Raw genomic sequence first — 26,495 nt, forward strand, 5'->3', positions numbered from 1 at the left:
TCTTAACCTCTTGCCAAAGTCGCGCTACAGCAGTGAACCGATCCCCAGCCCTTCAGCACTTCGTCGAAATCCAGACTGATGACTTCTACGCCGTTTTTCTCCAGCGCATCCTTAGTTTTAGGATTTCCCTGTGCCTGGATGACGACGCCGGGACGCAGTGCAACGATGTTCAGCCCCAGGGAAAATCTGGCTTCGTCCTGATCCGGCGCGTCGATGATATGATAGCCTGCGTTCATCAGGTACTCTACCACATCGTAAGACACTTGGCGTGTGTTGATGATGACCTTGTCCACATCGACAAAATTCATGATACCGTCCAGGTGCGCATTGGTATAAGGAATTGGAACTGTCAGAATGGTTTCCACGCCTTGTTCACGGAGTACGTGAGCAACCTGATTATAGCCGGATTCGTTGGTGCGGGAGCTTCGTGCCAGAATTGCTGTCTTTCTGTCTACCCAGAGACAGTCTGCTCCTTCAAAGGTCCCCGTACCGGTAATGGTTTTCACAATTGGCACGTTAATAGCAGCAAGTGCTTTTGCCATAGCGACTTCTTCGCCGCGGCGGCAAGGTAGTGCCGGTCTGCAAATAATAGCGCCTTCCGGCGTCATAAACATCAAATCTCGGCAGTAGACTGCGTTAGGACGGTCAAGCCGCTGGTCTTCAAGAAAGTGGACTTCCACGCCCTGACTTAGGTAAAGATCCACAAGTCTTTGATGGGCCTGTCTGAATTTATCGGGATCAATGCCTTCGCGGAAACGGGCTTCCTCCCAAGAAAAGTCATCGATTTCAGCACCGGGGCGCCTGAGCATGACGCTTTTTAAAGGTGCAACCTGGGAGCAAATACCAAAGTCGCCCCAGTAAGTGGTGAGCTGATCTAAAAAAGGCGTTTCATCACGCCGCAGATTTTTATCTTTGCTGAGTTCTAAAAATGCCATACAAAACCTCCAAGATGAAAAATAGGGCGAAGCCCTCCTGTATCTTTTACATTGGGGGGAAGGCAGGAGGCTTCGCTTCATAACTGTGCAAGAATTATGCTTCAACTTTCTTTCCGTAAAGTTTGGAAAGCGTAAGTACTGTTACGATCAGCAGGGCGATACCAACTGGCAGAGCGATCACGCTGCCGGTCATGCCTGCTACTGCGTAAGTCACGATTGATACACCGCCGACCATGAGTGCGTACGGAAGTTGAGTCTTGACATGAGCCAAAAGATCACAGCGTGCGCCGTTAGCGGATAAGATCGTAGTATCAGAAATCGGTGAGCAGTGGTCGCCGAAGAGACCGCCGGATAATACGGAAGCAATCGCTACGTGCATTGGTGCGTTCAGTGCCATAGCAGCAGGCACGGCGATGGTCATCATAATGGAGAAGGTTCCCCAGGAAGAGCCGGTGGAGAAGGAAATCACAGCACTGGCTACGAAGATAATCACTGGAAGAATCCAAGCTGGTACGCTATCCTGCAGCATATTTACAACAAATTCCGGTCCGCCCATCGTTTTTGTTACGCTGCTCAGTACCCATGCCAAAAGCAAGGTGATAAATACGCTGGCAATACTTTCAAGCCCTAATACGTAATCCCGACAAATGCTTTTAAAGGATTTGATTTTCAGTGCAACGACTAAAATGATGTTTGCGATAGAGCCGAACACGAAACCTGCAATCAGTGCGCCGCGAAGTGCGTCACCGTCAACAGACTTGAACGGGAAACCCTGCGGGCAGAGCATAAAGCACAAAGTGCCGATCATAACTACAAGAGGAATGATCATGACGATTGGGCGACTGTTTTCCAGCTTTGCGTCGGTGTCGATTTTAACAGCTTCAGCAACCTGTCCGCCAGGTGAAACCTGACCGGAAAGCGCACGCATTTCAGCCCTGTGCATTGGTCCGAACTCTTTTCTGGTAAAAGCAATCAGCGGCACCATCAGCAGAGAGAGCAGTGCGTAGAACTGGAAAGGCCAGGCCTTCAGCAGCATGTCCCATTCGGTGCTGGCATAGCCTGCTGCCTGAAATTCTGTACCCATCAGTCCCATGATGTAAGCACCCCAGCCGAGGAAAGGAACCAGAATGGAAAGCGGGGAGGCAGTGGTGTCAAGAATCCACGCCAGCTTTTCTCTGGAAACCTGCATCTTATCGGTTAGAGGCTGTACGATCGGACCTGCGATAATCGGGCTTCCGATATCGGAGAAAAATACCATGATACCAGCTACCCAGCCAGCCATCTGTGCTTTTGCGCGGCTGTTTACGAACTTCGTGACGCTTGATGCAAAGGCGTGAGCGCCGCCCGATACCTCCAGCAGTTTTACAAAACCGCCGATGAAAATCAGCAGTACCAGTACTTCTGCGCAATAGGAGTCTGTCATGTTCGGAACCAGATGATCGACAACGTAAGACATCATTGCGTCAAATGGATTTCCGCTGCACACGATCAGAAGCCCTGCAAAGGCGCCGGCAAATAGTGCGATAGAAATGTTTTTGAGCCACATGGCGATGACGATGGTCAGCGCGATGGGAAATAACGATAGAATACCATAATCCATAGTTAGTCTCCTTTCTGCTATGTTAATCTACGTCACACATATAGAGCAAAAAATATGCCATGTAGTTTTTGGGCGAATTTTGCAGAAAAGACGGATGGATATGTGATAAAAATTATCATAAAGGATAATTTTTATCAGTTTTGATAATCTTTCAGAATGCGATACAAGGTAGCAATACCGATACCCAGACTTGTCGCTGCATGTTTTTTGCCTTTGGTATCCCAGCCGTATTTATCGAGGGCTTTTAAGACTTCGTCAATTTCAGTTTTTCGTCTGGTATCACGGAGTCTTGCAGCAGCAGACGGCACAGTTTGCGCAAGCACGGCAGCTTCTGCCTGAATCAGCTCAGCAGAATAGATATCAGTATTCTTTTTCGGAGATTTAATTCTCGCCGGAATGCTGAAACTGGTGAGAATTTCTTGACTTTCCACATTGAGTGCGCATTCAATGGTATTTTCCAGTTCTCTGATATTGCCCGGCCAGTGGTAATCCATCAGAATTTTCGCAGCCTGAGGGGTCATATCGCAGACATGTTTGCGAAGGTGTCTTGAATATTTCTCCATAAAATGACGGGAAATGACCAAAATATCCTCGCTGCGCTCGCGCAGAGGCGGAATGAAAATCGGAATGACGTTGAGTCTGTAATAAAGATCACTTCGAAATTCTCCATCCTCCATCATCGTTTCCAGGTTTCGGTTTGTTGCAGCGATTACCCGCACATTGATGGAAATGCTTTTGTTCCCACCGACCCGTTCAATGGTGCGTTCCTGCAGCATGCGCAGAAATTTTACCTGCAGGAAAATCGGGATATCGCCAACTTCGTCGAGAAAGAGCGTGCCGCCGTTTGCCAGCTGACATTTACCGATTTTACCGCCTTTTTTTGCACCTGTAAAAGCGCCGTCTTCGTAGCCGAACAGTTCGCTTTCCAGCAGCGTTTCCGGGATAGCGCCGCAGTTGATGGCAACAAAAGGTCCATCCTTTCTGCTGCTGTGATTGTGAATGGCTCTGGCAAAGAGTTCTTTCCCGGTGCCGCTTTCACCGCGGATTAGGACGGTAGAGTCGCTGCCGGCGATTTTATGAGAAAAATCGATGACTTCACAGATGGCTTTAGATTCACCGACAATATCGCTAAATTCCACCTTATAGTCGGATTTGTGTAGGATGTTAGAGGCGATATTGCTAGCTTCTGTAAAGCTTTTTATGTTGAGAATGGTGCCGTGCTTAGTGCCGCTTGCCTCGATTCGCTTGGCAGTGAGCAGCACATTGACTTCGCCTTGCTCGTTGCGAATGGTGACTTCATTGTCGATATAGAAAGGCGTCTTCTGAATATCGGCGATAACTTGGTCCGGCAGCACACAGCTGATATGGCTTCCGATGAGTTTTTCTGTAATGCCGAAGTTTCTGGTGGCAGACTCGTTGATTCGATAGATGATGGAGTCGTTATCTACAGCGATGACGCCATCATGAACTGAGTTCAAAATAGCAAGGGTTTCGTTGAGATTGACCATGAGCTGATCAGCATATTCGACGGTCTCAATTCTGCTGGAAATCAGTTCGGAGAGTTTTTCGGTGAAGTTGACGAAGAGATCGCGACCGAAGAGACCGTTGTTTTTCTGTTCGTCAGTAAAGGCAATAAAGCCGATTGCGCCGCGAATCTCACCGTTGACGTGAAGGGGCGCATAAACTGCTGCCTTTTCTTTACAGTTATTCTTATTCTCGCAGTCGGCGCAGGCAGGTTCTTTGCCGGGACTGCTGATTACTATTTTCTGATTTTGCTCTATTACACTCTTGAATACGTTGGAGTTTTCCACTTTACTTCCGATTTCTGCCTTGTACAGACCAGTGCCTGTAGTTCTGATAAAGTCTGTGTCGATGGTGGTAATGACCACATTGAAAAGCTCAGAAACGATTTCACAGGTTTCCTGAATAAAACTGTACTTTTTATTTATCATAGCGTATTTCCTTCCTGCTTTACGTGTACCTGGTTTAAGATGATTATATTCGTTCACAAAAATTTGTCAAATTTTTTGATTGGCACAAAACTTGCGGTTAGGGATATGGTATCACGAGAAATTTTCAGAACAAGGGAGGTCAATCATGACAAATAAAATGAAGCAGAGTGTGAAAATGGACACCATTCCGTTTTCCGGTATCAGAAAAGTATTTGAAGCAGCAGGAAAGCTGGAAAAGGAAGGAAGAGAAATTATCAATCTGGGCATCGGGCGCCCGAATTTTGATACGCCGGAATTTATCAAAGATGCAGCAAAGAAAGCGCTGGATGATGGGTATACCTACTATACATCCAATTATGGGACGGAAGGTCTGCGGCAGGCAGCAGCAGATAAATTCAAAAGAGACAACGGCCTTGATATGACGATGGACGACATCATCGTAACAGTCGGTGCAAATCAGGCAGTTTCCATTGCAATGACAGGGCTTTTGGATCCGGGCGATGAGGTGCTTGTTCCCAATCCATCCTGGCTCCACTATTTTTACTGTGCAGAACTTGCCGGCGCAAAGACAGTGTCCTATCCGCTGTTAGAAGAAAATGATTTTAACGTGCAGATTGAGGACATCGAAAAACTAGTTTCGCCAAAGACCAAGATGATTATCGTAAACACCCCGAACAATCCTACTGGCTCGGTGCTCAGCATAGAAAGCCTGGAAAAAATTGCAAAGATTGCAAAAGACAACAATTTAATCGTGCTTTCTGATGAAATTTATGAAAAATTGTTATATGATGGAAGTACGCACACCAGTATCGCATCTCTTCCTGGCATGGCGGAGAGAACCATCATCATCAACGGTGTATCCAAGGCTTACGCGATGACGGGCTGGAGAATCGGTTTTGCGGCTTCCAAGAATGCCGAATTTATCAGCGCAATGATTCGTGTACTGCAGTATACTGTAACCTGCGCTACTTCTGTATCACAGTACGCAGCTGAAGCGGCCCTGGCAGGACCGCAAGGATGTATTGAGGAAATGCGTGTGCAGTTTGATAGGAGAAGAAAACTGGTCTATGAGTCCATCAATAAAATCGAAGGTCTTAGCTGCAATTGCCCAAAGGGTGCATTCTACTGCTTTATGAATATTAAAGGTCTTGGCATTACGGACGAAGAGGCTTCAGATTATTATCTGAATGAAGCCGGCGTCGCCATGATTCCGGGCTCTGCCTTCGGCGAATATGGAACAGGCTATCTTCGTATCGCTTTTTCTAATTCTTATGAAAACATCGAGAAAGCCATGGGCAAAATCAAGGAAGCGACAGAAAAGCTGTTAAAAAAATAAACTGAGTTGGAGGATATTCCATGTTAAAGGTATTAGATTTTGAAATTGAAAAAGGCGATAAATGGATAAAAGATATACCGGTTTGCGATGAAGCTGGGACTGAAACCAGTTTTCCATTTTATGTTATCGCCGGAGAAAAAGACGGACCAGTGCTTTGCATTACCTCGGGCGTTCATGGCACAGAATATCCGGGAATTGGCGCAAACCTTGCGCTGTATCATGAAATTGAGCCCAGCCAGCTTTCCGGCACTATCATCGGCGTGCCTCAGTGCAACTTCGCATCTTTTCAGGCGAAGGTGCCTTTTGTGAATCCACTGGATGGAAAAAATCTCAACGATACGTTTCCCGGCGATGCGGCAGGTACCATTACCGAGCGTCTTTGCTATACACTGGTTCATCAGGTTGCGGCAAAGGCAGACTATCACATCGACATGCACAGCGGCGACAGTATTGAGTGGCTGTACCCTTACGCCTTTTATCACATCAATGAAAAAGACGAAAAGGTAACAGAAACAGCACGGGCGCTGGCAAAGGTATATGGGCTGGATTATGTGTCTTATACGGAAACGGATGGGGCAGGCGCAACGGACAGAGGAAATTTCTATGCCGCAGTCAGCGACCTGGGCATTCCGAGCATTCAGCCGGAGATCGGAGGAATCGGACTCATCGAAGAGGAGACGAAAATGCTCCACTATGAAGGCGCAAAGAATGTGATGAAACACCTCGGCATGCTTTGCGGCAGTGTGGCGAAAAATCCGCGCCAAAAGGAACTTTCCAGATTTTACCGTCTAAAAGCTTCGCAAAACGGTATTTATAACTGCCGCGTAACCCCGGGTGAAAAAGTGAAAAAAGGCCAGTTGCTGGCAGTTTTGACAGACTACCATGGAGATGAAGTTTACAGAGAGTTTTATGCAGAAGAAGACGCAGTGATTTTATGGGTAATGTCTACTTTTGCTGCATGTGAGGGTGACAATCTCATGGCAATCGGTGTAATTTAAAGGAGGACGTGAATTTTGAACATAGGAATCATTGGTTATGGCGGTGTGGGAAAGGCACTGGTGCGACTTTTGAATATGCAGAAAGAAATGCTGGACGCGGAAGGGCTCTCTGTTACGGTCAGCTATATCGTCGATTATTATGGCGGCATCTATGCTGCAAAGGGAATTGATTTAGCTGCCTTGGAAGTTTTTACGGAAAGAGAAAAGGATATTACCAAGTTTTCCGGCGGAAGTGCAGATATTACTGCAGCTGAGATAGCAGCGGATCCTGCGGTAGATCTGGCAGTGATTATGACGCCAACCAATAAGGAGACAGGACAGCCAGGGCTTTCTTATGCGGAAAGTCTGCTGAAAGCAGGAAAACACGTGGTGATCTCCGATAAGGGACCGATCATGCTGGCTTATCATAAGCTGGCAGCACTGGCAAAAGCCTGCGGTGTACAGCTTGGAATCGGCTGCACTACAGGAGGCGCTCTTCCATCCGTCAACGCCGGTGTCATGGACCTTGCGGGAAGCAGTATTACTTCCATTGAAGGCGTGCTGAACGGAACGACCAACTTTATTCTAAAATATATGGAAGATCATCACTGTGAATATGAGAAGGCATTAAAAATTGCTCAGGAGTACGGTATTGCCGAGACCGATCCGACTCTGGATGTGGAAGGCTGGGACACTGCCGGAAAGCTCCTGATTTTGACAAACGTGCTGATGGGCGAAGACAAAACGCTGGCTGACATCAAGGTAAGCGGAATTACTGCTCTCTCTGTAGCGGATATAGAAAGTGCAGCGGCAGCGGGGTTGAAATATAAGTTGGTCGGCAAAACCGTCAGAAAGGACGGACAGCTTCACATGTCTGTAGGCCTTGAGAGACTGCCGGCTGAACATCTGCTTTACAGTGTCGAGGGAAAGAACAAAGCAGTTCGTTATGTTTCAGACACTTTGGGGGAACTTGCGATTATCGGAGGCGCCAGCGGTGTTATTCCGGCAGCAGCATCAATTTTGCGCGATATCGTCAATATACACAGAGGATATCAGTTTATCAGATAGGAGGCAAGAAATGCGTTTAGCGACTATTCAAATAAAAGGCGGGGAATTTGCAGGAATTGTAACGGAGAAGGGCATCGTTCCCATAGAAGAAGTCAATGCTGCCTGCGGCACATCCTGGGAAACTCTGCTGTATGATTTAATCTGCACCGGACAGCTGGAAACTTTGACGGTCTGGTACAATGACGGCGGAAAAGAAAAGCTTGCAGAGATGAACTGTGTACCTTTTGCAGAAGTGAAGTACGCACCTCTTTACAGAAATCCCCAGAGAATTTTTGGAATCGGCTTAAACTATGTGGATCACGCCGGAGATTTAGGTGAAGGTGCGCCTAAGGGCTTTCCGGGGAGTTTCTACAAGCCGGCTTCTTGCATCGTAGGGCCGGGAGATGAAATCTGCATTCCTGCCATGGAAGAGGCACAGAAAACCACCGGAGAGGCGGAACTGGGCATCATTATGGGAAAGAAGTGCAAGTTTATCGGTGAAGATGAATGGCGGGACTATATTGCCGGCTATACTACAATTCTGGATATGACAGAGGAATCTATTTTGCGTCAGAATCCGAGATTTCTGACCCTTGTTAAGGGCTTTGACACCTTTTTCAGTTTTGGTCCGCATTTGATTACGCCGGACGAAGTGGAAGATGTATCTGCCCTGGAAGTGCAGACGGTGCATAACGGAGAGATTCATGCGGCAAATACAGTGGACAACATGACCCACAGTCCATCGAGACTGGTTTCGCTGATTTCTCATATGCAGGGGTGGCTGCCGGGTGATATTCTATCCACGGGAACACCGAGAGCAGTGCATATCCAGGACGGTGATAGCTTGGAGTGCCGCATTTTTGGACCGGACGGCTTTGCCATGGAACCGCTTGTGAATCCGGTCATGGATTTAAAATTGCAGAAAGAAAAATAATGAGGAGGGAATATCTATGGATTTAGGTTTAAAAGATAAATGCACTCTGGTGCTGGCATCAAGTTCAGGACTTGGAAAGGCAGTAGCAAGGGAACTTGCGGCAGAGGGAGCAAAGGTTATGTTGTTCAGCCCGTTTTTGGAGCAGCTACAGGAGGCTAAGGCGGAATTGATCAGTGAAACGGGAAATGAAAATGTGGACTTTTTCTGCGGCGATATGACTCACCTTGCGGATATCAAAGCACTGGTTGCTGCCACCTGTGAGAAATTCGGACCGATCTATGCGCTGTTCAACAATGCAGGCGGACCGCCGGCAGGACCACTTAATTCCTTTGACGATGAAGCGTGGTACAAAGCTTTTGACTTGACGCTGCTTTCTTATCAGAGAGTAGTGCGGGAGGTTGCACCGATTATGATGGAAAACGGTGGCGGAAGAATTGTCAACTCCACATCTTCTTCTGTGAAGGCAGTTCTCGACAATCTGGGGCTATCAAACACCATGCGTGCCGGTGTAGTAGGCTGGTCCAAGACTGTTTCTCAGGAGCTTGGAAAATATAACATTCTGGTCAATGTCATCGGACCGGGACGCATCGGCACTGCAAGAATCGATCAGCTGGACAAAATGCGTGCAGAAAAACAGGGTATTTCCGTAGAACAGCTGCAGGAAAACACTTGGAAGACCATTCCGCTGGGAAGGTACGGAAGACCGGAAGAATACGGCAAACTGGCAGCATTCTTGCTGTCATCTACTGCAAACACCTATATCACAGGGCAGACTATCTTAGTTGATGGCGGACTGGTAAAGGCGCTGTAACGAGTGGAAGGCTGCCTGAGCTAGTGTGCATAAATTTTAAAATAACTCTCAAAATATGCACACGGGCGTGCATAAATTTAAGAAAAACGACTGAAATATGCAGAAACGGCGAGGTTTATTCGGGATTATCCTATAAACCTCGCCTGTTTTTGGCAAAAATCTGCATATATAGCGAATTATTATGGAAAATATGCACGGATTTCTGAAGAGATGTGCATATTTTAGAGAAAATTTTCGATTATATGCACAACGGGAAAAAGGCGATGCAAGTGACTGTAAACCACTGCTACTCCATAAATGTTATCTTTCCCTGATATAAATCGGCAATGTTGATTTTTACTACCTTATCTTTCAGACTCAGCGTAAAATAGCTTTGGTCTGTGATATGGGTTTTGTTGCCGAAGGAATCATAAATGGTATCTTTGTTGATGAAGGTGTAGCCAAAGTAAGCCTTATTGCGGAGGACTTTTTTAAATGGATTTTTGTGGAAAGCTTCCAGCTCTACATAATCGACCTCTGCCTCACCGGCATTCTGGTGATAGCCGCCGACATAGCTGTTTAATATCACATTCTGCGATTTTGATGTAAAGGTAATATCTACCATACCATCGAATTTTTCACAAGTAATGGTGATATCATTGATGTCAGGGCTAAAGCCGTGGGCAAAATAGTAAGTGCCGCCGCCGAAAATCAGCAGCAGGGTAAGGATTGTAATTCCCACCGCTCTGCGGGTACGCTTTCTCAGTTTGAGAAAGGGCTTAATATCGTGGTCGGCATCTGCTGCGGCGTTTTCTTTTTCCGAAGGCAGCTGGGGCATTTCAACAGCAGCTTTCATATCTTCTGCAATTTGCGCGCAGGCAGGGCATGTCTTTAGATGGTTTTCGATGGCTTCGCTGCTGGCAGGACTTGTTAGTCCCTCTAAATAGCTGGGAAGCAAATCTCTGGTTAATTCGCAAATAATTTCGTTTCTCATTCCTGTTACCTCTTATTCTTTCGATATTTTCTGCTTAGCGCGATAGAAGGTGACACGTGCCCAATTTTCTGTTTTTTCGACGATATCGCCGATTTCCTTAAAAGAAAAGGCGCCGGTCAGTCTGAGCAGAACGACTTCTTTTTCGATGTCAGAAAGCAGATGCACTTTGCGAAACAGCGCCATTTTTTCGTCTTTAACAGAAAATGCCTGTTCCAGCGTAAGTGCATCTGACACAAGGGCTTCACCGCTTAAATCTGCCAGCGGCACTGCTGATTTTCTCTGCCGCCGTGCAAGCTCCTGATACCAAAGGTGCTTGGCGATTTGACAAAGCCAGGTGGAAATTTTGCAGGAACCGTCGTATTTGTTTGCTGCGCGCACAGCCTGATAGAAGGTTTCCTGTGTCAGCTCCTCCGCCGTATTTTCTTCCATGCAAAGTGTCATCAAAAATTTGAACACGTAGTTGGCGTAGTCCTTGTATGCGGCGTCCATATCCAACATTTTATCACCTCTCTTTGTCCATATATCGGAAAAGATCGAATTTCGTTACAGGAATTTTAAAATTTATTATCGCAGGCTTTCCTCAGCCTCATCAATTGTCGCGTAGCCGTAGAGGTGCACCATGGAGTTTTGAATCATGATAGCAAGAGATTTGCCTTGGGATTTCAATTCTTTCAGATAGGCGGCGTAAAGTTCCAAAAGATCGGTCGGGTAGGTTGCAAGTTCGCCTCTCGCATAGGTTTCCTGAGAGGTAAAGCCAGTGCTGTCGCCGTCTGCGGTAATAGGTCTTCCTGCGCCGGAAAGTTTCGGATACTGCTTTGCAAAATCCTTTTCCCATTGGATCATGGTTTCCACGATTTCGTTGATTAGACGGTAATTTTTTACTGGCACGAAAGGCATATGGGATGCAACGTACTTGTTGTAGTAGTGTAGATCGGTGTATTCCATCATACGACCGTACTTCTCGGTCACCAGATTTCTGCCGTCAGCTTCGCAGGAACAGGCATACGCATAGTAGCGGGTGAGCATTTCGTCTGACCAGTTTTCGTACTGACTGCGACGCATGATATAAAAGGTTTCAAAATCATCCTGACAGCTTGCTCTGCCGCCGATGTTTTCGACCTTTTGAAACATATTCCATTCTAAATCGATAATGTCTTCGATGAGCTTGATATCTTTTTCCATGTGAGATTTCCTTCCTTATATAATTAGTTAGGGCAGTCCGCCATGGGGTGCATGGCGGCAAGCTGCGGGTCCTTAATTCCTGCCATAAGACTTGCAAGGTGGCTCTGCAGGAAGTTATCTTCTTCCTGTGAAAGTCCCTGTGCGCGAAGCTCTGCTGCGACTGCAGCGCAAATTTCTTCCGTCAGCTTAAAGGCTGTGTCGTGGAGTTTTGCTGTAGGCTCTTTTTTCAGCAGAGCAGGAATGTCTGCAAGAGCTGTAAGCAGCGGTGCGACAGTGTCTGCCAGCCTCGGCAAAGTCTTCATGCTGAAAAATGCCCATTTATAAAATGGTGTATACCGCTTGTTCAAAAGATGCACCATAGAGATAGTCGCTTCTGTAAAGCGGGCAAGGGCAAGGGTTACCGCCACTTTATCCTGACGCTTAATTAGGCGGAGAAGATTGTATTGACCTGCCTGCGACATGATGGCGGCGCGAGCAGCAATTTTCTTGCGGCGAACATCTTCTGGATAAAAAGCGAGAAGGCTCTCCCTCACCATAGAAAAGTCTCTGTTCTTATTGTGAAAAAGCTGACCGTTTGTGGCGACAGCAAGCTGTGCTTCCGGGGTCATGAGCCAATCTAGATTGTTCTCGGGACCAGTAGGACTTCCAGTAAAACGCTGATAAAAGCTGCTGCTTGTCATCACACCCAGTCTGTCATCTGCGATGATATTTTCTCTTGAAAAGCCGCAGAAACTGTGGGGAAGCTTTTCATAAGCCTCCCGCAGTGCTTGTCCATAGCGGGCAAAGTCTTCTTCTGTGAGCCAGATGCAAAATCCCGGCGCAAAGTCGTGATCCTGAGAAATCGTATCGTCGAAACCCATGCACTGGGAGCCTTCGCCGCAAAGTCCTGCGGAAATCCGCTCAAAGAGGGGCGGCTCTACACTTTCAATCATTTCTTTTCCATAGGTTTCGTAATACTTTCTTGATAGCTCTAGTCCGTTCATTTTCCAATCCTTTCGTAAATGGCGGCGGCTTTGTCTGCGAAGGATTTTGCAAGGTCTGTATCGCCTAGCTGCGTGTAACAGCGGGCAGTATTGTCTGCGAGGACGGCATAGCTTGCGTTATCATCGCCGAAATCTCTTGCCATAAGCTCCATCGCTTTTTTGAACTGATCGATTGCTGCTGCAAATTCGCCCTTTGCATAGCAGATTTCGCCAAGAACATTGACCGCTGCGGCATAGTGGACATCGCTGTCACCGCCGGCTTTTTCAAAGGACGCAAGTGCCAGCTGTACTTTTTCTTCGGCATCTTTTAGACGCTTTGTGGCGAGACAGAGCTGCGCCAAGTTGGTGTAGGTGATAGCAACTTCAGCTTCGGTTTCTGTCATATTTTCTAAAACGGAAAGTGCAAGACGCAGATATTTTTCCGCATTTTCAAAGTCTTCAATATCCTGATACACAGAGCTGATGTTGTTGTATAAAGTCGCCATGCGGTAGTCTGCAGTCAGACCCTTTGCGGTAAAAATTTCGGCGGCTTCCTGGTAAAAGGAAAGTGCTTTTTCCTTTTCGCCGGTCAGCGTGCAGGTGGTGGCATAATTCATCAGGGTGGTGGCGTGGTGTTCACTACCGGAAAGTCCCAGCTGTTTCAAATAGCCGAGGGCCTTTTCGTAAAGAAGGATTCCCTCATTGTAGCGGGATAGCATGCGATAGTAGCCGCCAAGCTCACTGCAGATTGCGATGGCGGAGCCGAAATCGCCAGTGCTTTCTGCACTCTGCAAACTCTCTTTCATATATATTTCTGCCTGCTGCATTTCCTTGTTTGCAAAGAGTGCATCAAGCTTTGTAAAAAACTGATTTATATCCATAAGAAACTCCTTTCCATTGTACCTAATAGTATACCACAAAATTCCATAGGTGAAACCGGAAGATTTGGATAGGCGGGGTGGAGGGTTTTGCAAGTATATAATGATGTTTTAACTTATATTAATTTTTTTAGGGAAAAATGTATAAGTGAAAGTGTAAATCTTAACCGAGAATTGGAAAACGTGAAAAAAATGTATAAAAACACTTAGGAAAGACGATTCAATTTGAATCCAGGCAGGGCTTTATAGCCGATTTTGCAATGAAAGCTTGCATATTATGCAATATTTTGTGATTATGTTTAATATCTTGCAAGAACGTTTATACACTTTTTTCGAAATTACGCAATTTAGGTTAAATCACTTTTTTCATTTTTGTATGTTTATTGTAGAATAGGAATTGATAAAAATAAGGAAACATTGCGGACAAAGGGGAAGAAGTCTTATATTGACGAAAGAACGCACGTTTGTTATAATGAAATGACAGATGAGAAACAGGTAGTAAGCTGGAGACAGCTTCACATACCAGGGATAGAAATGCCGTTGGGCGGTTTGGTCACTCTCCAAAAGAGGGGGTGATGCGATGAACTACATAACAATATCTGATTTGCTTCAGTATACGTTAGTACTCATTGCCCTTGCGACCTTGTATAAAGGCCGCAAGTAGAGAAAACCGCCAAACGTGATTGTTTGACGGTTTAAGACAATGCTTTTGGACTAAGCCGCTCTACCACAAACGGCATATCCTTGTTAATAACAATATACCATACCACAGTCAGATATGTCAAGGGAATGGAATTGATAAAATATAACAGAATAACACATAGTAAGGAGAACTGATGATAAAAGGTTTTGTCTTTGATATGGACGGGCTTCTCTTTGACTCAGAGCGGATTGTGCAGCGCAGCTGGAATGCGGCAGGCAGTGAACTGGGCTATGAAGGCATCGGGGAGCAGATTTACAACACGCTGGGTTTTAACAGAGCGCGGCGGGCGGTATATTTTAAAGAAATTTACGGAGATGACTTTCCTGCTGAAGCGTTTCAGGAAAGGGCGGCGCGGCACTTTGTACAGATTGTAGACCTCGAAGGCATGTCCATGAAAGAGGGCGCTCGGGAGGTTCTAAAGTTTGCAAAGGAAAAAGGAATAGCTGTGGGGCTTGCTACTTCTTCATCGGAGGGCTATGCACGCGGCAATTTGCAGAGAGCTGGGATTGAATCGTATTTTGATGGACTGATTTCGGGTAATATGGTGGGACGCAGCAAGCCGGATCCGGAAATTTATCTCAAAGCCTGTGCAACTATAGGGGTAGCGCCGGCAGAGGCGATAGCCTTTGAGGATGCAGCTGCAGGCATTTTATCTGCAAGCAAGGCGGGGCTTAGGACGGTTATGGTTCCAGATTTGGTGCAGCCTGCAGAAGAAATTTTAGAAAAAGTATGGATGCTGAAGCCCTCTTTGACGGAGGCGCTGGAAGAATTAAAGAAAATTTTGTGAGGAAATGAAATGAAGAAGAGCAAGTATATTGTCATAAGTTTATGTTTGGCGCTGGTGCTGGCATTGACCGCATGCGGCGGAGAAGAAAAAAACTACGGACCGCTTTTGGAGCAGGCAAAAGAGGCAGAACTTTATGTTGGGAGTCTGACGACAGGGCTGATAGGGGACACTTTGTCCAACAGTTTCTTTGAATGGACTGTGAAAGATGTTCGAACCGAAAAGGAAATCTATGGAAAGACAGCAAAAGATGGCAAGAAATTTGTTATCGTAGATATTTCTGTGACCAATACAACTGATGAGGAATATGAAATCGGCAATTATGATTTTGTCGCCTATGTAGCGCCGGATATGGACAGCGGTTTGACAGATACTATGGACAGCTTTGATGACAGCATGTACCCGGATCAGGAAATGCTGGCTGCCGGGGAAAACAGAACCGGAGAACTGATCTTTGAGGTGGACGAGTCAGTAGAGGAACTGATTGTCGATTACATCGAATTTTTCGGGGATGAGGAGATGGGAAATACTAACTGGTTTGATTTGTTTGTGTAGAAATTACAAGAGGGAAGTGTAAATGCTAAGACGCAGTGATATTAAAGGTATGGCGGGGAATTCAACCTACGGGAGGGGCATAGAGCTGTACCAGAAGAGCAAGGTTTTGCAATACCATGTTGAGACAGATATGATAGATTCGGATTTTGAAAATGTCATTGCAAAGGTTAAGGGAAGCGGACGCAACACCTATACCGTTGAGATTACTTATGATACTGCAGGGGATGAAGTTGAGTCGACTTATTGTGACTGTCCGGCCTTTCAAAGCTATCGTGGGATTTGCAAGCACTGTGTGGCGGCGCTTCTTGAATATATGGAATATCAGCAGGAACAGGAGGGAAGATATAAGGCAGCTGCTGTGAAGCCGCAATATCCCGGAATGGTATCTAAAAACAGGCTGGATGCTGCCTGTCGGCAAGCGAAGGAAAGAGATACGACGGCAACATTCAAAGCTTTAATAGAAAAAGAGATTGCAAGAAGGACGGCACCTGCGCTGCAGCCGCAGCTACAGGGGCAGATTCGGCTGCAGCCCTACCTTGAAATGTCTGAGAATGCAGATATGCAGGTTTCATTTAAAGTGGGAAGTGAACATCTATATGTTTTAAGAGATATCTTTCAGTTTGTGGAGCGTATGCACAGGCAGGAAGAGTATGCTTACGGAAAAAAGCTCTCGTTTATTCATACACTGGAGGCTTTTGAAGAGGAGTCACGGGCTTATGTTGTGTTTCTAATGGACTGGGTGCGGGAAAATAAGAAAAGCTATCTGAAATCAAAGGGCTATTATAGTTTCTATTATGATACAGCACCGGCAATGCGATACATGGCACTTACAAGCAGTTCTTTGGAGAAACTTCTGGAAGCGACGCTGGGGCGGAGCATTGAAGCTTTTATCCCTGCTGCCAGTGCAAGAAACTGGGAAGTTTGTCAGGGAAAACCTGACCTGTCTTTAACCATTGAGGGACAGGAAAACGGCGTTGAAATGCACTTAAATTGCCCAACTGTTTACGAAAGCAGTCAATATCTGATCTTCTTTAAGAAGGGTGTAATTTATTTGCACAGGGACAGGGAAAATGCAGAACTGATGGAACTGATTCGCAGTTTTGCAGCGTCGGGAAAGACTGTTTATGTAAAGAAGGAGGATTTACCTGCGTTTTGCAGCCAGCTTCTGCCGAAGATAAAAGATTGGATGGAAGTGCAGTACGAGAACTTTGAGCCAAACGATTATGCTGCCGAGGAGGCAGCCTTTGAATTTTATTTAGATGCACCAATAAAAGATGTGATTACCTGTCAGGCAAAAGGTGTTTATGGAATGGAAAAATATAACCTTTTGGATCCATCTGTAGATTTAACCCGAAGAGATTTAGCAAAAGAGGCAGAGGTGCTCAGGCTGATTCGTCCATATTTTGAATCTGCAGCAGAAAAAAAGGATTGCCTTGCGGTGGAGAGAGACGAGGAACTGATTTTTGCGCTTCTTACAGAAGGTCTTGATAAGCTGCGGGAGATGGGCGATGTTTATATATCTGATGCTTTGAAAAAAATCAATGTGCATCCGACGCCAAAGGTATCTGTACAAGTGTCTGTATCTGGAAGTCTGCTGGATTTATCGCTGCTTTGCGGGGATATGTCAAGGGAAGACCTTGTGGACATTTTGAGTCGCTACGATAAAAAGAAAAAATATCATCGCCTGAAAAATGGAGATTTTATCAATATCGATGACGAGGGCATTGATATGCTGGCGGAATTGAAAGAAAGTTTGCATTTGTCGGCAAGGGAACTTTTGGGAGACAAAGTTTTGCTCCCTAAATACAGGGCGATGTACCTCGATCAGGCATTAAAAGAAAAATCTTCACTTCCCGCTGAGAGAGACAGGGAATTTCGTGCGTTGATTCGTAATATGCGTACGACAGAGGATAATGATTATGAACTGCCTTCCGGAATTTGTGCGGTTCTGCGCGAATACCAGAAAAGAGGTTTTTTATGGATGAAAACTTTGTCCAGTTATGGATTTGGCGGCATTCTAGCAGATGATATGGGTCTTGGAAAAACACTGCAGGTGATAACCTATCTCCAGTCTGAATGGGAGGATAAAGGTCGGGGGCAAAGACCTCACCTGATTATTTGCCCTGCATCTCTTGTTTACAACTGGGAAAGTGAACTGCAGCGATTTGCGCCGGCGCTTCCTGTTCGAGTCATCGCAGGAAATGCGGCCGAGAGAAAGAGGGAAATTGCTGCTATTGAAAATGGAGATGTTTGTATCACTTCCTATGAACTTTTGCGAAGGGATATCACAGCGTATGAACAGAAGATCTTTGGCTGTCAGGTGATTGATGAGGCACAGTACATAAAAAATCACGGGACGCAGAGCGCAAAGGCAGTGAAATTGATTCGAGCGTCTTTTCGTCTGGCGCTGACGGGCACTCCAATCGAAAATCGCCTCAGCGAGCTATGGAGCATCTTTGACTATCTGATGCCGGGATTTTTGTTTGGATATGAGAGATTCCGCAAGGAATTGGAAATTCCAATTGTGCAGAGCAGTGATGAGGCTGTGATGCAGCGGCTTAGGAAAATGGTTCAACCATTTGTTCTTCGCAGGCTCAAGGCGGATGTGCTTCGGGATTTGCCGGATAAAATTGAAAAGAATACGTTTACCAGATTGACAGGTGAGCAGCAGGAACTCTATGATGCGGAAGTAAAGAAACTGCAGCTTATGCTGACGCAGCAAAGCGACGAAGACTTTAACACATCAAAGATAAAGGTGTTGGCAGAGCTGACGAGACTGCGCCAAATTTGCTGTGATCCGGGACTTTTTCTGGAAGGATATAAAGGCGGTGCATCTAAGATGGAACTTGCTATGGAACTGATTGAAAATGCTGTATCCGGTGGACATAAAGTTTTATTGTTTTCTCAATTTACGTCGCTGTTCCCGCAGCTTATGCAAAAACTGACCGCGTCGGGGCATTCCTATTATATGCTGACTGGAGCAACGAAAAAAGAGGAAAGAACCCGGATGGTAAATGCTTTTAATCAGGATTATACCCAGGTGTTTCTAATTTCGCTGAAAGCAGGAGGAACGGGGTTAAACCTGACCGGCGCAGATGTAGTCATTCATTTTGACCCGTGGTGGAATCTGGCGGTGCAGGATCAGGCAACCGACCGGGCACACAGAATTGGTCAGAAGCGTGTTGTGAATGTGTATAAGCTCATTGCAAAGGACACCATAGAGGAAAAAATTTTGGAGATGCAGGAGAAAAAGAGACAGCTTTCGGAACAGCTTCTTTCAGGCGGCGATATGAGTGGGACGATGCTCACCAGAGAAGAATTGCTGGATCTCCTCAACTAAGAAAACCTTGTGAAAAAAATATTTATCAAAAAAGGCTGAAAAGGTTCAAATTTGCCCTTGAAAAAGGTCGCCAAATAGTATAAAATTATTGGCAACACTTTACGGCAGGAGACCTTTTCCGCCGTTTAATTTATAAGTAATTTGTTTAACATATTTTATTATTTTAGGAGAGGAGTAACATACATGGCACACTATTTCAATGAACCTTCAAGAACTTTCAACGAGTACCTTTTGGTACCTGGCTATTCTTCCAAGGAATGCAGAGTAGAAAATGTTAGCTTGAAGACCCCGATTGTTAAATTTAAGAAAGGTGAAGAACCTTCAATTACCGCAAATATTCCACTGGTTTCCGCAGTCATGCAGGCCGTTTCCGATGATAAGATGGCAGTTGCACTTGCTAAGGAAGGTGGAATTTCTTTTATATTTGGTTCTCAGTCTATTGCTAGCCAGGCGGAGATGGTTCGCAAAGTAAAATCCTATAAGGCGGGTTTTGTAAAGAGCGATACCAACCTGAGACCGGATCAGACTTTGGAGGATGTACTGGAACTGAAAGCAAGAACTGGTCATTCCACCATTGCGATTACCGAGGACGGTACAGCAGAGGGAAAAATTGTCGGTCTGGTAACCAGCAGAGACTACCGTGTCAGCAGAATGTCCACCGACACCAAGATCAGCGAATTTATGACACCGTTTGAGAAGCTGATTTACGCCAAGGACGGATGCACTTTAAGCGAAGCTAACGATATTCTTTGGGATAACAAGCTGAACGCAGTGCCGGTCATCGACGATAAGCAGAGACTGACTCATTTCGTATTCAGAAAGGATTACGACAACCACAAATCCAATCCGAATGAGCTTTTGGATGCTCACAAAAGATATGTAGTGGGCGCCGGCGTAAATACCCGTGACTACGAGGAAAGGATTCCGGCTCTGGTCGATGCAGGAGTGGACGTGCTTTGTATCGACTCTTCTGAAGGCTACTCCGAGTGGCAGCTCGACACCATCAAATGGGTCAGAGAAAAATACGGCGACACTGTGAAAATCGGCGCTGGCAACGTTGTTGACCGCGATGGTTTTAATTTCCTGGCAGACGCTGGTGCAGACTTTGTAAAAATCGGTATTGGCGGCGGCTCCATTTGTATCACAAGAGAACAGAAAGGTATCGGCCGCGGACAGGCTTCTGCAGTAATCGAAGTTGCTGCTGCAAGAGATGAATACTTTGAGAAAACCGGTGTATACGTGCCGATTTGCTCCGACGGCGGTATCGTGTATGATTACCATATGACTTTAGCGCTGGCTATGGGTTCTGACTTTATCATGCTGGGCAGATACTTTGCCAGATTTGACGAATCACCGACCAACAAGCTGAATATCAACGGCAACTATGTAAAGGAGTACTGGGGCGAAGGCTCCAACCGTGCCCGCAATTGGCAGAGATACGACCTGGGCGGCGATCCTAGAATGAAGTTTGAAGAGGGTGTAGACTCTTACGTGCCTTATGCAGGACCGCTTCATGATAACGTGACGCTGTCTCTGAATAAAGTAAAATCCACCATGTGCAACTGTGGTGTTCTGACCATTCCAGATCTGCAGAAAAATGCGAAGCTGACGCTGGTATCTGCGACTTCTATCGTAGAGGGCGGCGCACATGATGTGATTCTGCGTGACAGTTCTCAGAATGCGATTAGATAGAGGCTGTCAAAATGAATAAAGAACTGATTATTGTTTTGGACTTTGGCGGGCAGTACAATCAGCTGATTGCCCGTAGGGTCCGTGAAGCAGGGGTTTACTGCGAAGTGCACCCTTATACAATGCCTTTGGACGAGCTAAAGGCGAAAAATCCCAAAGGGATTATTTTGACAGGAGGTCCTAACAGTGTATACGACATGGAGTCTCCTCATTATGACAAAGCGCTTTTCAGCGCAGGTATTCCGATTTTGGGCATTTGCTATGGCGCACAGCTGGTTGCCTGGGCTCTCGACGGCAAGGTGGAAACTGCGCCGGTCAGCGAGTATGGGAAGACAGAAATTACGATTGAAAATAAGGACGGGATTCTCCGTGATGTAGACGACTCTACTATCATGTGGATGAGTCATACCGATTATATTGCTAAAGCGCCGGCAGGTTTTGCGGTGACTGCAAGCACGCCGGTGTGCCCGGTGGCTGCGATGGAAAACGCAGAGGCGAAAATCTATGCGGTACAGTTCCACCCGGAAGTAACCCACTCGGTACAGGGAACTGAGGTGTTGTCTGCTTTCGTTTACGGTCCGTGTGGCTGCAAAGGGGACTGGAAGATGGACGCTTTCGTCGAAAACACTATCGCAGAAATCCGTGCCAAAGTGGGAAATGGAAAAGCGCTGTGCGCTCTGTCCGGTGGTGTGGATTCTTCCGTTGCGGCGGTTATGATGTCCAAGGCCATCGGAAAGCAACTGACCTGCGTCTTTGTGGATCACGGTCTTCTGCGTAAAAACGAAGGGGATGAAGTAGAAGCTGTATTTGGTCCTGAAGGTCCGTATGACCTGAATTTTATCAGAGTCAATGCGCAGCAGCGTTTTTACGATAAGCTGGCAGGAGTGACCGAGCCGGAGGAAAAGAGAAAAATCATCGGTGAAGAATTTATCCGTGTCTTTGAAGAAGAGGCGCAGAAAATCGGTGCTGTGGATTTCCTGGTGCAGGGCACCATTTATCCGGATATCATTGAATCGGGATTAGGCGATTCTGCGGTAATCAAGAGCCATCATAACGTGGGAGGGCTGCCTGATTATGTGGATTTCAAGGAAATCATCGAGCCTCTTCGTATGCTGTTTAAGGATGAAGTTCGCCGTGCAGGTCTGGAATTAGGCATTCCGGAGTATCTGGTCTTCCGTCAGCCGTTTCCGGGACCGGGACTTGGTATTCGTATTGTCGGTGATGTAACTGCCGAAAAGGTAAAGTTGGTGCAGGACGCTGATGCGATTTACAGAGAAGAGATTGCTGCTGCTGGTCTTGATAAGGAAATCAACCAGTATTTTGCGGCCCTGACCAATATGCGTTCCGTCGGTGTCATGGGCGACTTCCGTACATATGATTATGCGGTGGCGCTTCGCGCTGTTACCACCAGCGACTTCATGACCGCTGAGGCAGCAAAACTGCCTTGGGAAGTCATCGAAAAAGTGACTACGAGGATTATCAACGAAGTGGATCACGTGAACAGAGTGTTCTATGACTGTACGGGAAAACCGCCAGGGACGATAGAGTTCGAATAGTACGAGGGTGCATTATTTACATTATATGGCAGGTAGTCTATAGGAGTACTTGTTGTGTATTGAGTGTGTTATTGTGTTTATAAAAATGTTGCCATTAGTAACTGACTTATACAAAAATGATGAAGAGGATATTGTAATGAGTGAAGATAAAGTATCTATTTTTCCTGATGTTGTTACCTCTGTATCTGAGGCGGCACAGAAAAATATTCCAGAAACTGTAAGGCAAACAGATGGAACACTATCAACAGTTGTGGGCTTTTTTAATAATGTTGTTTTATATCCTGTAAAAAAAGCTAATATAACATTTCGATATAAATTAGAAGCATTTGAAGATGACTTGAAAGAAAAAATAAAGGATATTCCAGAGGAAAATTTACAAGTTCCTCCTACGAGGGTGGCAGGACCAACCCTTGAAGCATTAAGATATGCGTATGATGAGGAAGAACTTCGAGAAATGTTCGAGAATTTATTGGCATCTTCAATGGATAATAGAACGGATATAGAGGTGCATCCAGCATTTGTAGAAGCAATTAAACAAATGAGTACTTTAGATGCAAAAGTATTAAGTAAAATTTTAGATTTAAGACAGATGAAATGTGTTGACATAAAATTTGCCATAACGAATTCTACAAAGGTTTATAGCAAAGGAATGCCCAATTACTTTGTTGCTGAATTATGCGATTTATCAGATCCTTTTTTGATTTCATCGTCATTAGATAATTTGGATCGACTTGCATTAATTAAGATAACAGAGGGCGGTATTCAAGGAGCAGATTATGAAAGCATAAAGGAGCATCCTTATGTCAAATCGCGAGAAACACTATTTAAATCATTTGGAGAAAAGTTTGATATTAAAGTAGGACGACATGCAGTTATTATTACAAATCATGGAGAGCAATTCGCCAGAACATGTCTAAATAAAAATATCTAGGTAAAAAATTACGCGGCAACATTTTGGCAACAGAAAATCAGCAAGCCAGAATAATTGATGTAATTGAAGTAAAAATAGGTGTGTATTTGTGTGAAAATTAAGCAAAAATAGTTAGGAACAACAAAGAACACGCCGAGTTCGAATAACGGATAAAATCCCGGAAATGCTGATAAAATGGGCGTTTCCGGGATTGCTTTATGCCTGTTGGCTCTAAAATGGCTCTAATTATTCATGACAATAGAAAGTTTGCGAAGCGGACTTTCTATTGTATGATGAATACTGGATTTCGGGCGGGTATCATGATACCTGATTTTTAATACAGAGGAATTTCGCCCTCATAGTTGTCGGCTCTTTCCAACAGAGGACCGGTTGCACCCATTGTAAAAGCTATATCACTGCTTCGGATAGACAATAGCTCCATTCCAATCTTCAGATTAAGAAAGTCTAATATCTGCTGATTAAGCTGAATTACACCATTCTCTGAAATATTTACCCAACAGTATGACCGCCCTTTGTATTTGACAAATTCGCCCTCTGCGGTCTGATAATTCAGTAAAGCCGGATTATCAGTAAGAATGTGTCCTAACTTTGATGGTTCTAACAATCCTTTTCTTGTCACACAAAAGCCGCCAGTGACCTTGCTTCCAGTAAAAAGATAGACTTTTCTCTCTGCTGTGGCGTTGTACTCTGTAAGAGCCTGTGTTGGGAGATGGATTGTCAAGTCATCTCGTATCAGCGATTTTCCGAAAATAAATTTACCGCCTTTATTCATCTGTGGCATATATCATCAACTCCTTTTCTTAAAAGTGGAAATCTACTATACCACAAGAAAGTTCAAATGTCACTAAGGCTCTCTAAAGTGTGGCAAATATTTTTCGGTATAGTGAGAATGGCTAATTTTCGGGATAAATTTTTACAGATATACCTCTAACACCTTTTTTAACAATCTTACTGTCATCAAGAATACTCTGCTTAACAGCGTCCAAATCCTTTGAGAGTGCTTCAATCGCCCGTTGGTGTTCTTCTTCTGACGAGAAGCGTTCCGTATCATTCAAAAGGTTCTCCTGCAATTCTCTTGCTTTCATGTATACGCCCAACTTATGATTGAGCAGGGAGTTCTTGAAAGATATTTTGATTGTAGCGGGATTAAAACTTCCGTCCTCGTACCTCTCAGCTTCAAAGTTCATATCTAATTGTTCGTCCATTTTCAAAATCAAAGACAATACATCTGACACTGTTTCTATATCAAAATCCATGAAAACATTGATACTGATACCCAAAGCATTTGCAATTTTCAGCAGTTGGTCGGGCTTGGGATTGCGGATGCCATACTCATACTTTTTAATTGTGGCGGAATTAATGCCGGAAAGCTGTCCAAGCGTTTCCTGTGATATGCCGCGCAAATTCCGAAAGTGTTTAATCTTTTCCCCGGTAGTCATGACAATACCTCCAATTTATGTGATTTTCGTTAGTGCTTAGTCTAATTCTATCATACTAGGACACATTTGTGTATAAAAATTTAAAATAAATACTTGACGTTCACAAAAGTGTACCGTATAATAAAAACATAAAGGTCACATATGTGTACCTAAAATAAAAAAGGAAAGGACAGGACTATATGGAGAATGGAAAGAAAATGTATGTAACGGTAGAGGAAGCGGCTGAAATGCTTGGTGTATCAACGGGTTATGCCTATAAGATTATCCGGGGGCTGAATGAGGAACTGAAAGCAAAGGGCTATCGGACAATCTGCGGCAAAGTCCCGACAAAATACTTTGAAGAAAAATTCTACGGTCTGACCGTAGCCATGTAGGAAAGGAGAGATTTTATGTCAGCGACAAGGGACGGAAAGATGTGGCGTTGCCAGTTCTATTATAAGGACTGGCAGGGCGTAAGCCACAAGAAGAACAAGAGGGGATTTAAGACAAAAGCGGAAGCGGAATAGTGGGAGCGTGACTTCCTGCAACAGCAGCAGAGGAATTTAGACATCAATTTTGAAAACTTCGTACAAATCTATTATGAGGATATGGAACACCGTCTGCGTGAAAACACCATGCGTACAAAGAAATTCATTATTGACTTGAAAATTATTCCGTATTTCAAGAAAAAGAACATGAATGAGATTAAGGCTTCCGATATTCGGGCGTGGCAAAATGCACTGATGAAAAAAGGATATTCGGAAACGTATCTGAAAACGGTCAATAATCAGTTGTCGGCAATCTTCAATTATGCGGTTCGGTACTATGACTTGAAAGACAACCCTTGCAGGAAAGCCGGGAGTATCGGAAAGAGCCACGCCGGGGAAAAGGAGTTTTGGACGAAGCAGGAGTTTAAGCAGTTTCTTGTGACTGTGGAGAACAAGCCGGAAACAAAAATGGCATTTTTGCTCCTTTACTGGACAGGCATGAGGATTGGAGAATTACTTGCCCTTACCTACAATGATATTGACTTAGAGAAGCGTACTATTTCCGTAAACAAGTCCTATCAGCGGATAGAGGGCAGGGATATTATCACACCGCCCAAAACGCCAAAGAGCAAGCGTGTCATAACGATACCGCCGTTTCTGACAGAGGAATTAAAAGAGTATACTTCGCACTTATACGGAATTATGGCAGACGAAAGTATGTTCCGTTTTACAAAATCCTATATGGAGCATGAGATTATCAGAGGTATCAAGGCTTCGGGAGTGAAAAGAATACGCTTGCACGATATTCGTCATTCCCACGCTTCGTTACTCGTGGAAATGGGTTTTACACCATTAGCGATTGCGGAACGGTTGGGGCATGAGAAAATCGAAACAACATTAAATACTTATTCACATTTATATCCCAACAAGCAGGGGGAACTTGCGGATAAATTGGAGATTGAGAACAGCAGGGAGGAAGAAGAATGAGTGGAGTGCATAAATACCCAACAATCAGCTTTCGCATTTCCCCCAGAGAGAGGGAAGAAATCGAAGCGAAGATTTTAGCAAGCGGACTTTCTAAGAAAGATTATTTTGTCCGTTCCTGCATTTATAACCGGGTGTGCGTGGTTGGTAAAAAAGAATTGGTTTATCAGTTGGTAGAGGAACTAAAGATAATGCAGACAAATATCCGGGAAGTGACGGAAGCGTTTGAAAAGACAGAGATTGATTTAACGCCGGAGGAATTGGAAGATATGCGGAATGACTGTCTTGATATGCTGAAAGCTATCCTGTGGGTGTTGGACGGAGCAAAATATCTGTGGCAGGGAAACGCCAACGGAGAAGAAAAAAGCCCCGACAGCGGCAACTCAATGGCATTAAGTTAAGGGATTTAAAGAGAAGTTAGTATTGTTCGCGATATTAACTTCTCTTTTTTTCCTTTGAT

25 protein-coding genes are annotated in these 26,495 nt (G+C 45.0%); 15 read left to right on the forward strand and 10 right to left on the reverse strand.

Translation table 11 applies throughout. The annotated features are described in order from the left end of the window. Nucleotides 1–2: 2 nt before the first annotated feature. The 3 genes from NFR88_RS13180 to NFR88_RS15105 form a co-directional block, all read right to left on the reverse strand. A complete protein-coding gene (locus tag NFR88_RS13180; RefSeq protein WP_251616619.1) occupies nucleotides 3–935 on the reverse strand; it encodes a dimethylarginine dimethylaminohydrolase family protein in 933 nt (310 codons plus the stop codon). A 94-nt stretch (nucleotides 936–1,029) separates the two neighbouring features. Further along, nucleotides 1,030–2,535: a Na+/H+ antiporter NhaC family protein gene (locus NFR88_RS13185; RefSeq protein ID WP_251616620.1), complete on the reverse strand. Its 1,506-nt coding sequence runs from the start codon at nucleotides 2,533–2,535 to the stop codon at nucleotides 1,030–1,032. 134 nt (nucleotides 2,536–2,669) lie between these two features. Beyond that, a complete protein-coding gene (locus NFR88_RS15105) occupies nucleotides 2,670–4,487 on the reverse strand; it encodes a sigma-54 interaction domain-containing protein (protein WP_285813892.1) in 1,818 nt (605 codons plus the stop codon). A gap of 145 nt (nucleotides 4,488–4,632) precedes the next feature. On the opposite strand from NFR88_RS15105, the gene NFR88_RS13195 reads away from it, so the two are divergent. From NFR88_RS13195 to NFR88_RS13215, 5 genes are read left to right on the forward strand one after another with little or no spacing between them, the layout of a single operon-like run. Beyond that, nucleotides 4,633–5,823 (forward strand): pyridoxal phosphate-dependent aminotransferase, encoded by a 1,191-nt coding sequence (locus NFR88_RS13195; RefSeq protein ID WP_251616621.1) that lies wholly within the window; start codon nucleotides 4,633–4,635, stop codon nucleotides 5,821–5,823. A gap of 20 nt (nucleotides 5,824–5,843) precedes the next feature. Next, nucleotides 5,844–6,821 carry a succinylglutamate desuccinylase/aspartoacylase family protein gene (locus NFR88_RS13200; protein ID WP_251616622.1) on the forward strand — a complete coding sequence of 326 codons (978 nt, stop codon included), beginning with the start codon at nucleotides 5,844–5,846 and terminating at the stop codon, nucleotides 6,819–6,821. 15 nt (nucleotides 6,822–6,836) lie between these two features. Continuing rightward, entirely contained in the window at nucleotides 6,837–7,868 is a 1,032-nt protein-coding gene (locus NFR88_RS13205; RefSeq protein ID WP_251616623.1) for a Gfo/Idh/MocA family oxidoreductase, read from the forward strand. Between the two features lie 10 nt (nucleotides 7,869–7,878). Further along, nucleotides 7,879–8,781: a fumarylacetoacetate hydrolase family protein gene (locus NFR88_RS13210; RefSeq protein WP_251616624.1), complete on the forward strand. Its 903-nt coding sequence runs from the start codon at nucleotides 7,879–7,881 to the stop codon at nucleotides 8,779–8,781. Between the two features lie 16 nt (nucleotides 8,782–8,797). Continuing rightward, the gene (locus NFR88_RS13215; RefSeq protein WP_251616625.1) at nucleotides 8,798–9,592 is read left to right on the forward strand and encodes an SDR family oxidoreductase; all 795 of its coding nucleotides are present in this window, start codon (nucleotides 8,798–8,800) and stop codon (nucleotides 9,590–9,592) included. Nucleotides 9,593–9,878: 286 nt separating this feature from the next. On the opposite strand, the gene NFR88_RS13220 is transcribed toward NFR88_RS13215, so the two are convergent. The 5 genes from NFR88_RS13220 to NFR88_RS13240 all read right to left on the reverse strand — a co-directional run bounded on the left by NFR88_RS13220 (nucleotide 9,879) and on the right by NFR88_RS13240 (nucleotide 13,590). Continuing rightward, nucleotides 9,879–10,565: an anti-sigma factor family protein gene (locus NFR88_RS13220; protein WP_160203040.1), complete on the reverse strand. Its 687-nt coding sequence runs from the start codon at nucleotides 10,563–10,565 to the stop codon at nucleotides 9,879–9,881. A gap of 12 nt (nucleotides 10,566–10,577) precedes the next feature. Then, entirely contained in the window at nucleotides 10,578–11,063 is a 486-nt protein-coding gene (locus NFR88_RS13225; RefSeq protein WP_251616627.1) for an RNA polymerase sigma factor, read from the reverse strand. A 66-nt stretch (nucleotides 11,064–11,129) separates the two neighbouring features. After that, nucleotides 11,130–11,747 (reverse strand): DUF4125 family protein, encoded by a 618-nt coding sequence (locus NFR88_RS13230; protein WP_251616630.1) that lies wholly within the window; start codon nucleotides 11,745–11,747, stop codon nucleotides 11,130–11,132. Nucleotides 11,748–11,770: 23 nt separating this feature from the next. After that, nucleotides 11,771–12,730 carry a DUF4037 domain-containing protein gene (locus NFR88_RS13235; RefSeq protein WP_251616633.1) on the reverse strand — a complete coding sequence of 320 codons (960 nt, stop codon included), beginning with the start codon at nucleotides 12,728–12,730 and terminating at the stop codon, nucleotides 11,771–11,773. Then, on the reverse strand, nucleotides 12,727–13,590 hold the full coding sequence (locus tag NFR88_RS13240; RefSeq protein ID WP_251616636.1) for a tetratricopeptide repeat protein: 864 nt from the start codon (nucleotides 13,588–13,590) through the stop codon (nucleotides 12,727–12,729). The genes NFR88_RS13235 and NFR88_RS13240 overlap by 4 nt, the downstream gene beginning before the upstream one ends. An 833-nt stretch (nucleotides 13,591–14,423) precedes the next feature. On the opposite strand from NFR88_RS13240, the gene NFR88_RS13245 reads away from it, so the two are divergent. The 6 genes from NFR88_RS13245 to NFR88_RS13270 all read left to right on the forward strand — a co-directional run bounded on the left by NFR88_RS13245 (nucleotide 14,424) and on the right by NFR88_RS13270 (nucleotide 23,145). Beyond that, nucleotides 14,424–15,077: an HAD family hydrolase gene (locus NFR88_RS13245; protein ID WP_251616638.1), complete on the forward strand. Its 654-nt coding sequence runs from the start codon at nucleotides 14,424–14,426 to the stop codon at nucleotides 15,075–15,077. A 9-nt stretch (nucleotides 15,078–15,086) separates the two neighbouring features. Beyond that, nucleotides 15,087–15,629 (forward strand): DUF4352 domain-containing protein, encoded by a 543-nt coding sequence (locus NFR88_RS13250; RefSeq protein WP_251616640.1) that lies wholly within the window; start codon nucleotides 15,087–15,089, stop codon nucleotides 15,627–15,629. A gap of 22 nt (nucleotides 15,630–15,651) precedes the next feature. Continuing rightward, a complete protein-coding gene (locus NFR88_RS13255) occupies nucleotides 15,652–18,969 on the forward strand; it encodes a DEAD/DEAH box helicase (protein ID WP_251616642.1) in 3,318 nt (1,105 codons plus the stop codon). A 183-nt stretch (nucleotides 18,970–19,152) separates the two neighbouring features. Beyond that, complete coding sequence (locus NFR88_RS13260) at nucleotides 19,153–20,661, forward strand: IMP dehydrogenase (protein WP_160203099.1); 1,509 nt, start codon at nucleotides 19,153–19,155, stop codon at nucleotides 20,659–20,661. A gap of 11 nt (nucleotides 20,662–20,672) precedes the next feature. Further along, nucleotides 20,673–22,214: a glutamine-hydrolyzing GMP synthase gene (gene guaA, locus NFR88_RS13265; RefSeq protein WP_251616644.1), complete on the forward strand. Its 1,542-nt coding sequence runs from the start codon at nucleotides 20,673–20,675 to the stop codon at nucleotides 22,212–22,214. A gap of 136 nt (nucleotides 22,215–22,350) precedes the next feature. After that, nucleotides 22,351–23,145, forward strand: a complete 795-nt coding sequence (locus NFR88_RS13270) for a DUF4393 domain-containing protein (protein ID WP_251616647.1) — start codon at nucleotides 22,351–22,353, stop codon at nucleotides 23,143–23,145. A 313-nt stretch (nucleotides 23,146–23,458) separates the two neighbouring features. Here NFR88_RS13270 and NFR88_RS13275 read toward each other — a convergent pair whose 3' ends face one another. Further along, nucleotides 23,459–23,926: a hypothetical protein gene (locus NFR88_RS13275; protein ID WP_016281900.1), complete on the reverse strand. Its 468-nt coding sequence runs from the start codon at nucleotides 23,924–23,926 to the stop codon at nucleotides 23,459–23,461. Nucleotides 23,927–24,038: 112 nt separating this feature from the next. Further along, complete coding sequence (locus tag NFR88_RS13280) at nucleotides 24,039–24,584, reverse strand: helix-turn-helix domain-containing protein (protein ID WP_161907798.1); 546 nt, start codon at nucleotides 24,582–24,584, stop codon at nucleotides 24,039–24,041. 179 nt (nucleotides 24,585–24,763) lie between these two features. Here NFR88_RS13280 and NFR88_RS13285 point away from each other — a divergent pair, with 179 nt between their 5' ends. From NFR88_RS13285 to NFR88_RS13295, 4 genes are read left to right on the forward strand one after another with little or no spacing between them, the layout of a single operon-like run. Then, on the forward strand, nucleotides 24,764–24,958 hold the full coding sequence (locus NFR88_RS13285) for a helix-turn-helix domain-containing protein (protein ID WP_251616650.1): 195 nt from the start codon (nucleotides 24,764–24,766) through the stop codon (nucleotides 24,956–24,958). A 15-nt stretch (nucleotides 24,959–24,973) separates the two neighbouring features. After that, nucleotides 24,974–25,090, forward strand: coding sequence for an Arm DNA-binding domain-containing protein (locus tag NFR88_RS15245; protein WP_330588250.1), 117 nt, complete (start codon nucleotides 24,974–24,976; stop codon nucleotides 25,088–25,090). A 42-nt stretch (nucleotides 25,091–25,132) separates the two neighbouring features. After that, entirely contained in the window at nucleotides 25,133–26,038 is a 906-nt protein-coding gene (locus NFR88_RS13290) for a tyrosine-type recombinase/integrase (RefSeq protein ID WP_465250589.1), read from the forward strand. Further along, nucleotides 26,035–26,436, forward strand: a complete 402-nt coding sequence (locus NFR88_RS13295) for a plasmid mobilization protein (RefSeq protein ID WP_251616653.1) — start codon at nucleotides 26,035–26,037, stop codon at nucleotides 26,434–26,436. The genes NFR88_RS13290 and NFR88_RS13295 overlap by 4 nt, the downstream gene beginning before the upstream one ends. The last annotated feature ends 59 nt before the right edge of the window (nucleotides 26,437–26,495 follow it).

The organism is Senimuribacter intestinalis, from assembly GCF_943192965.1.
In the GTDB taxonomy this organism is placed as follows: Bacteria; Bacillota; Clostridia; order Peptostreptococcales; family Anaerovoracaceae; genus Senimuribacter; species Senimuribacter intestinalis.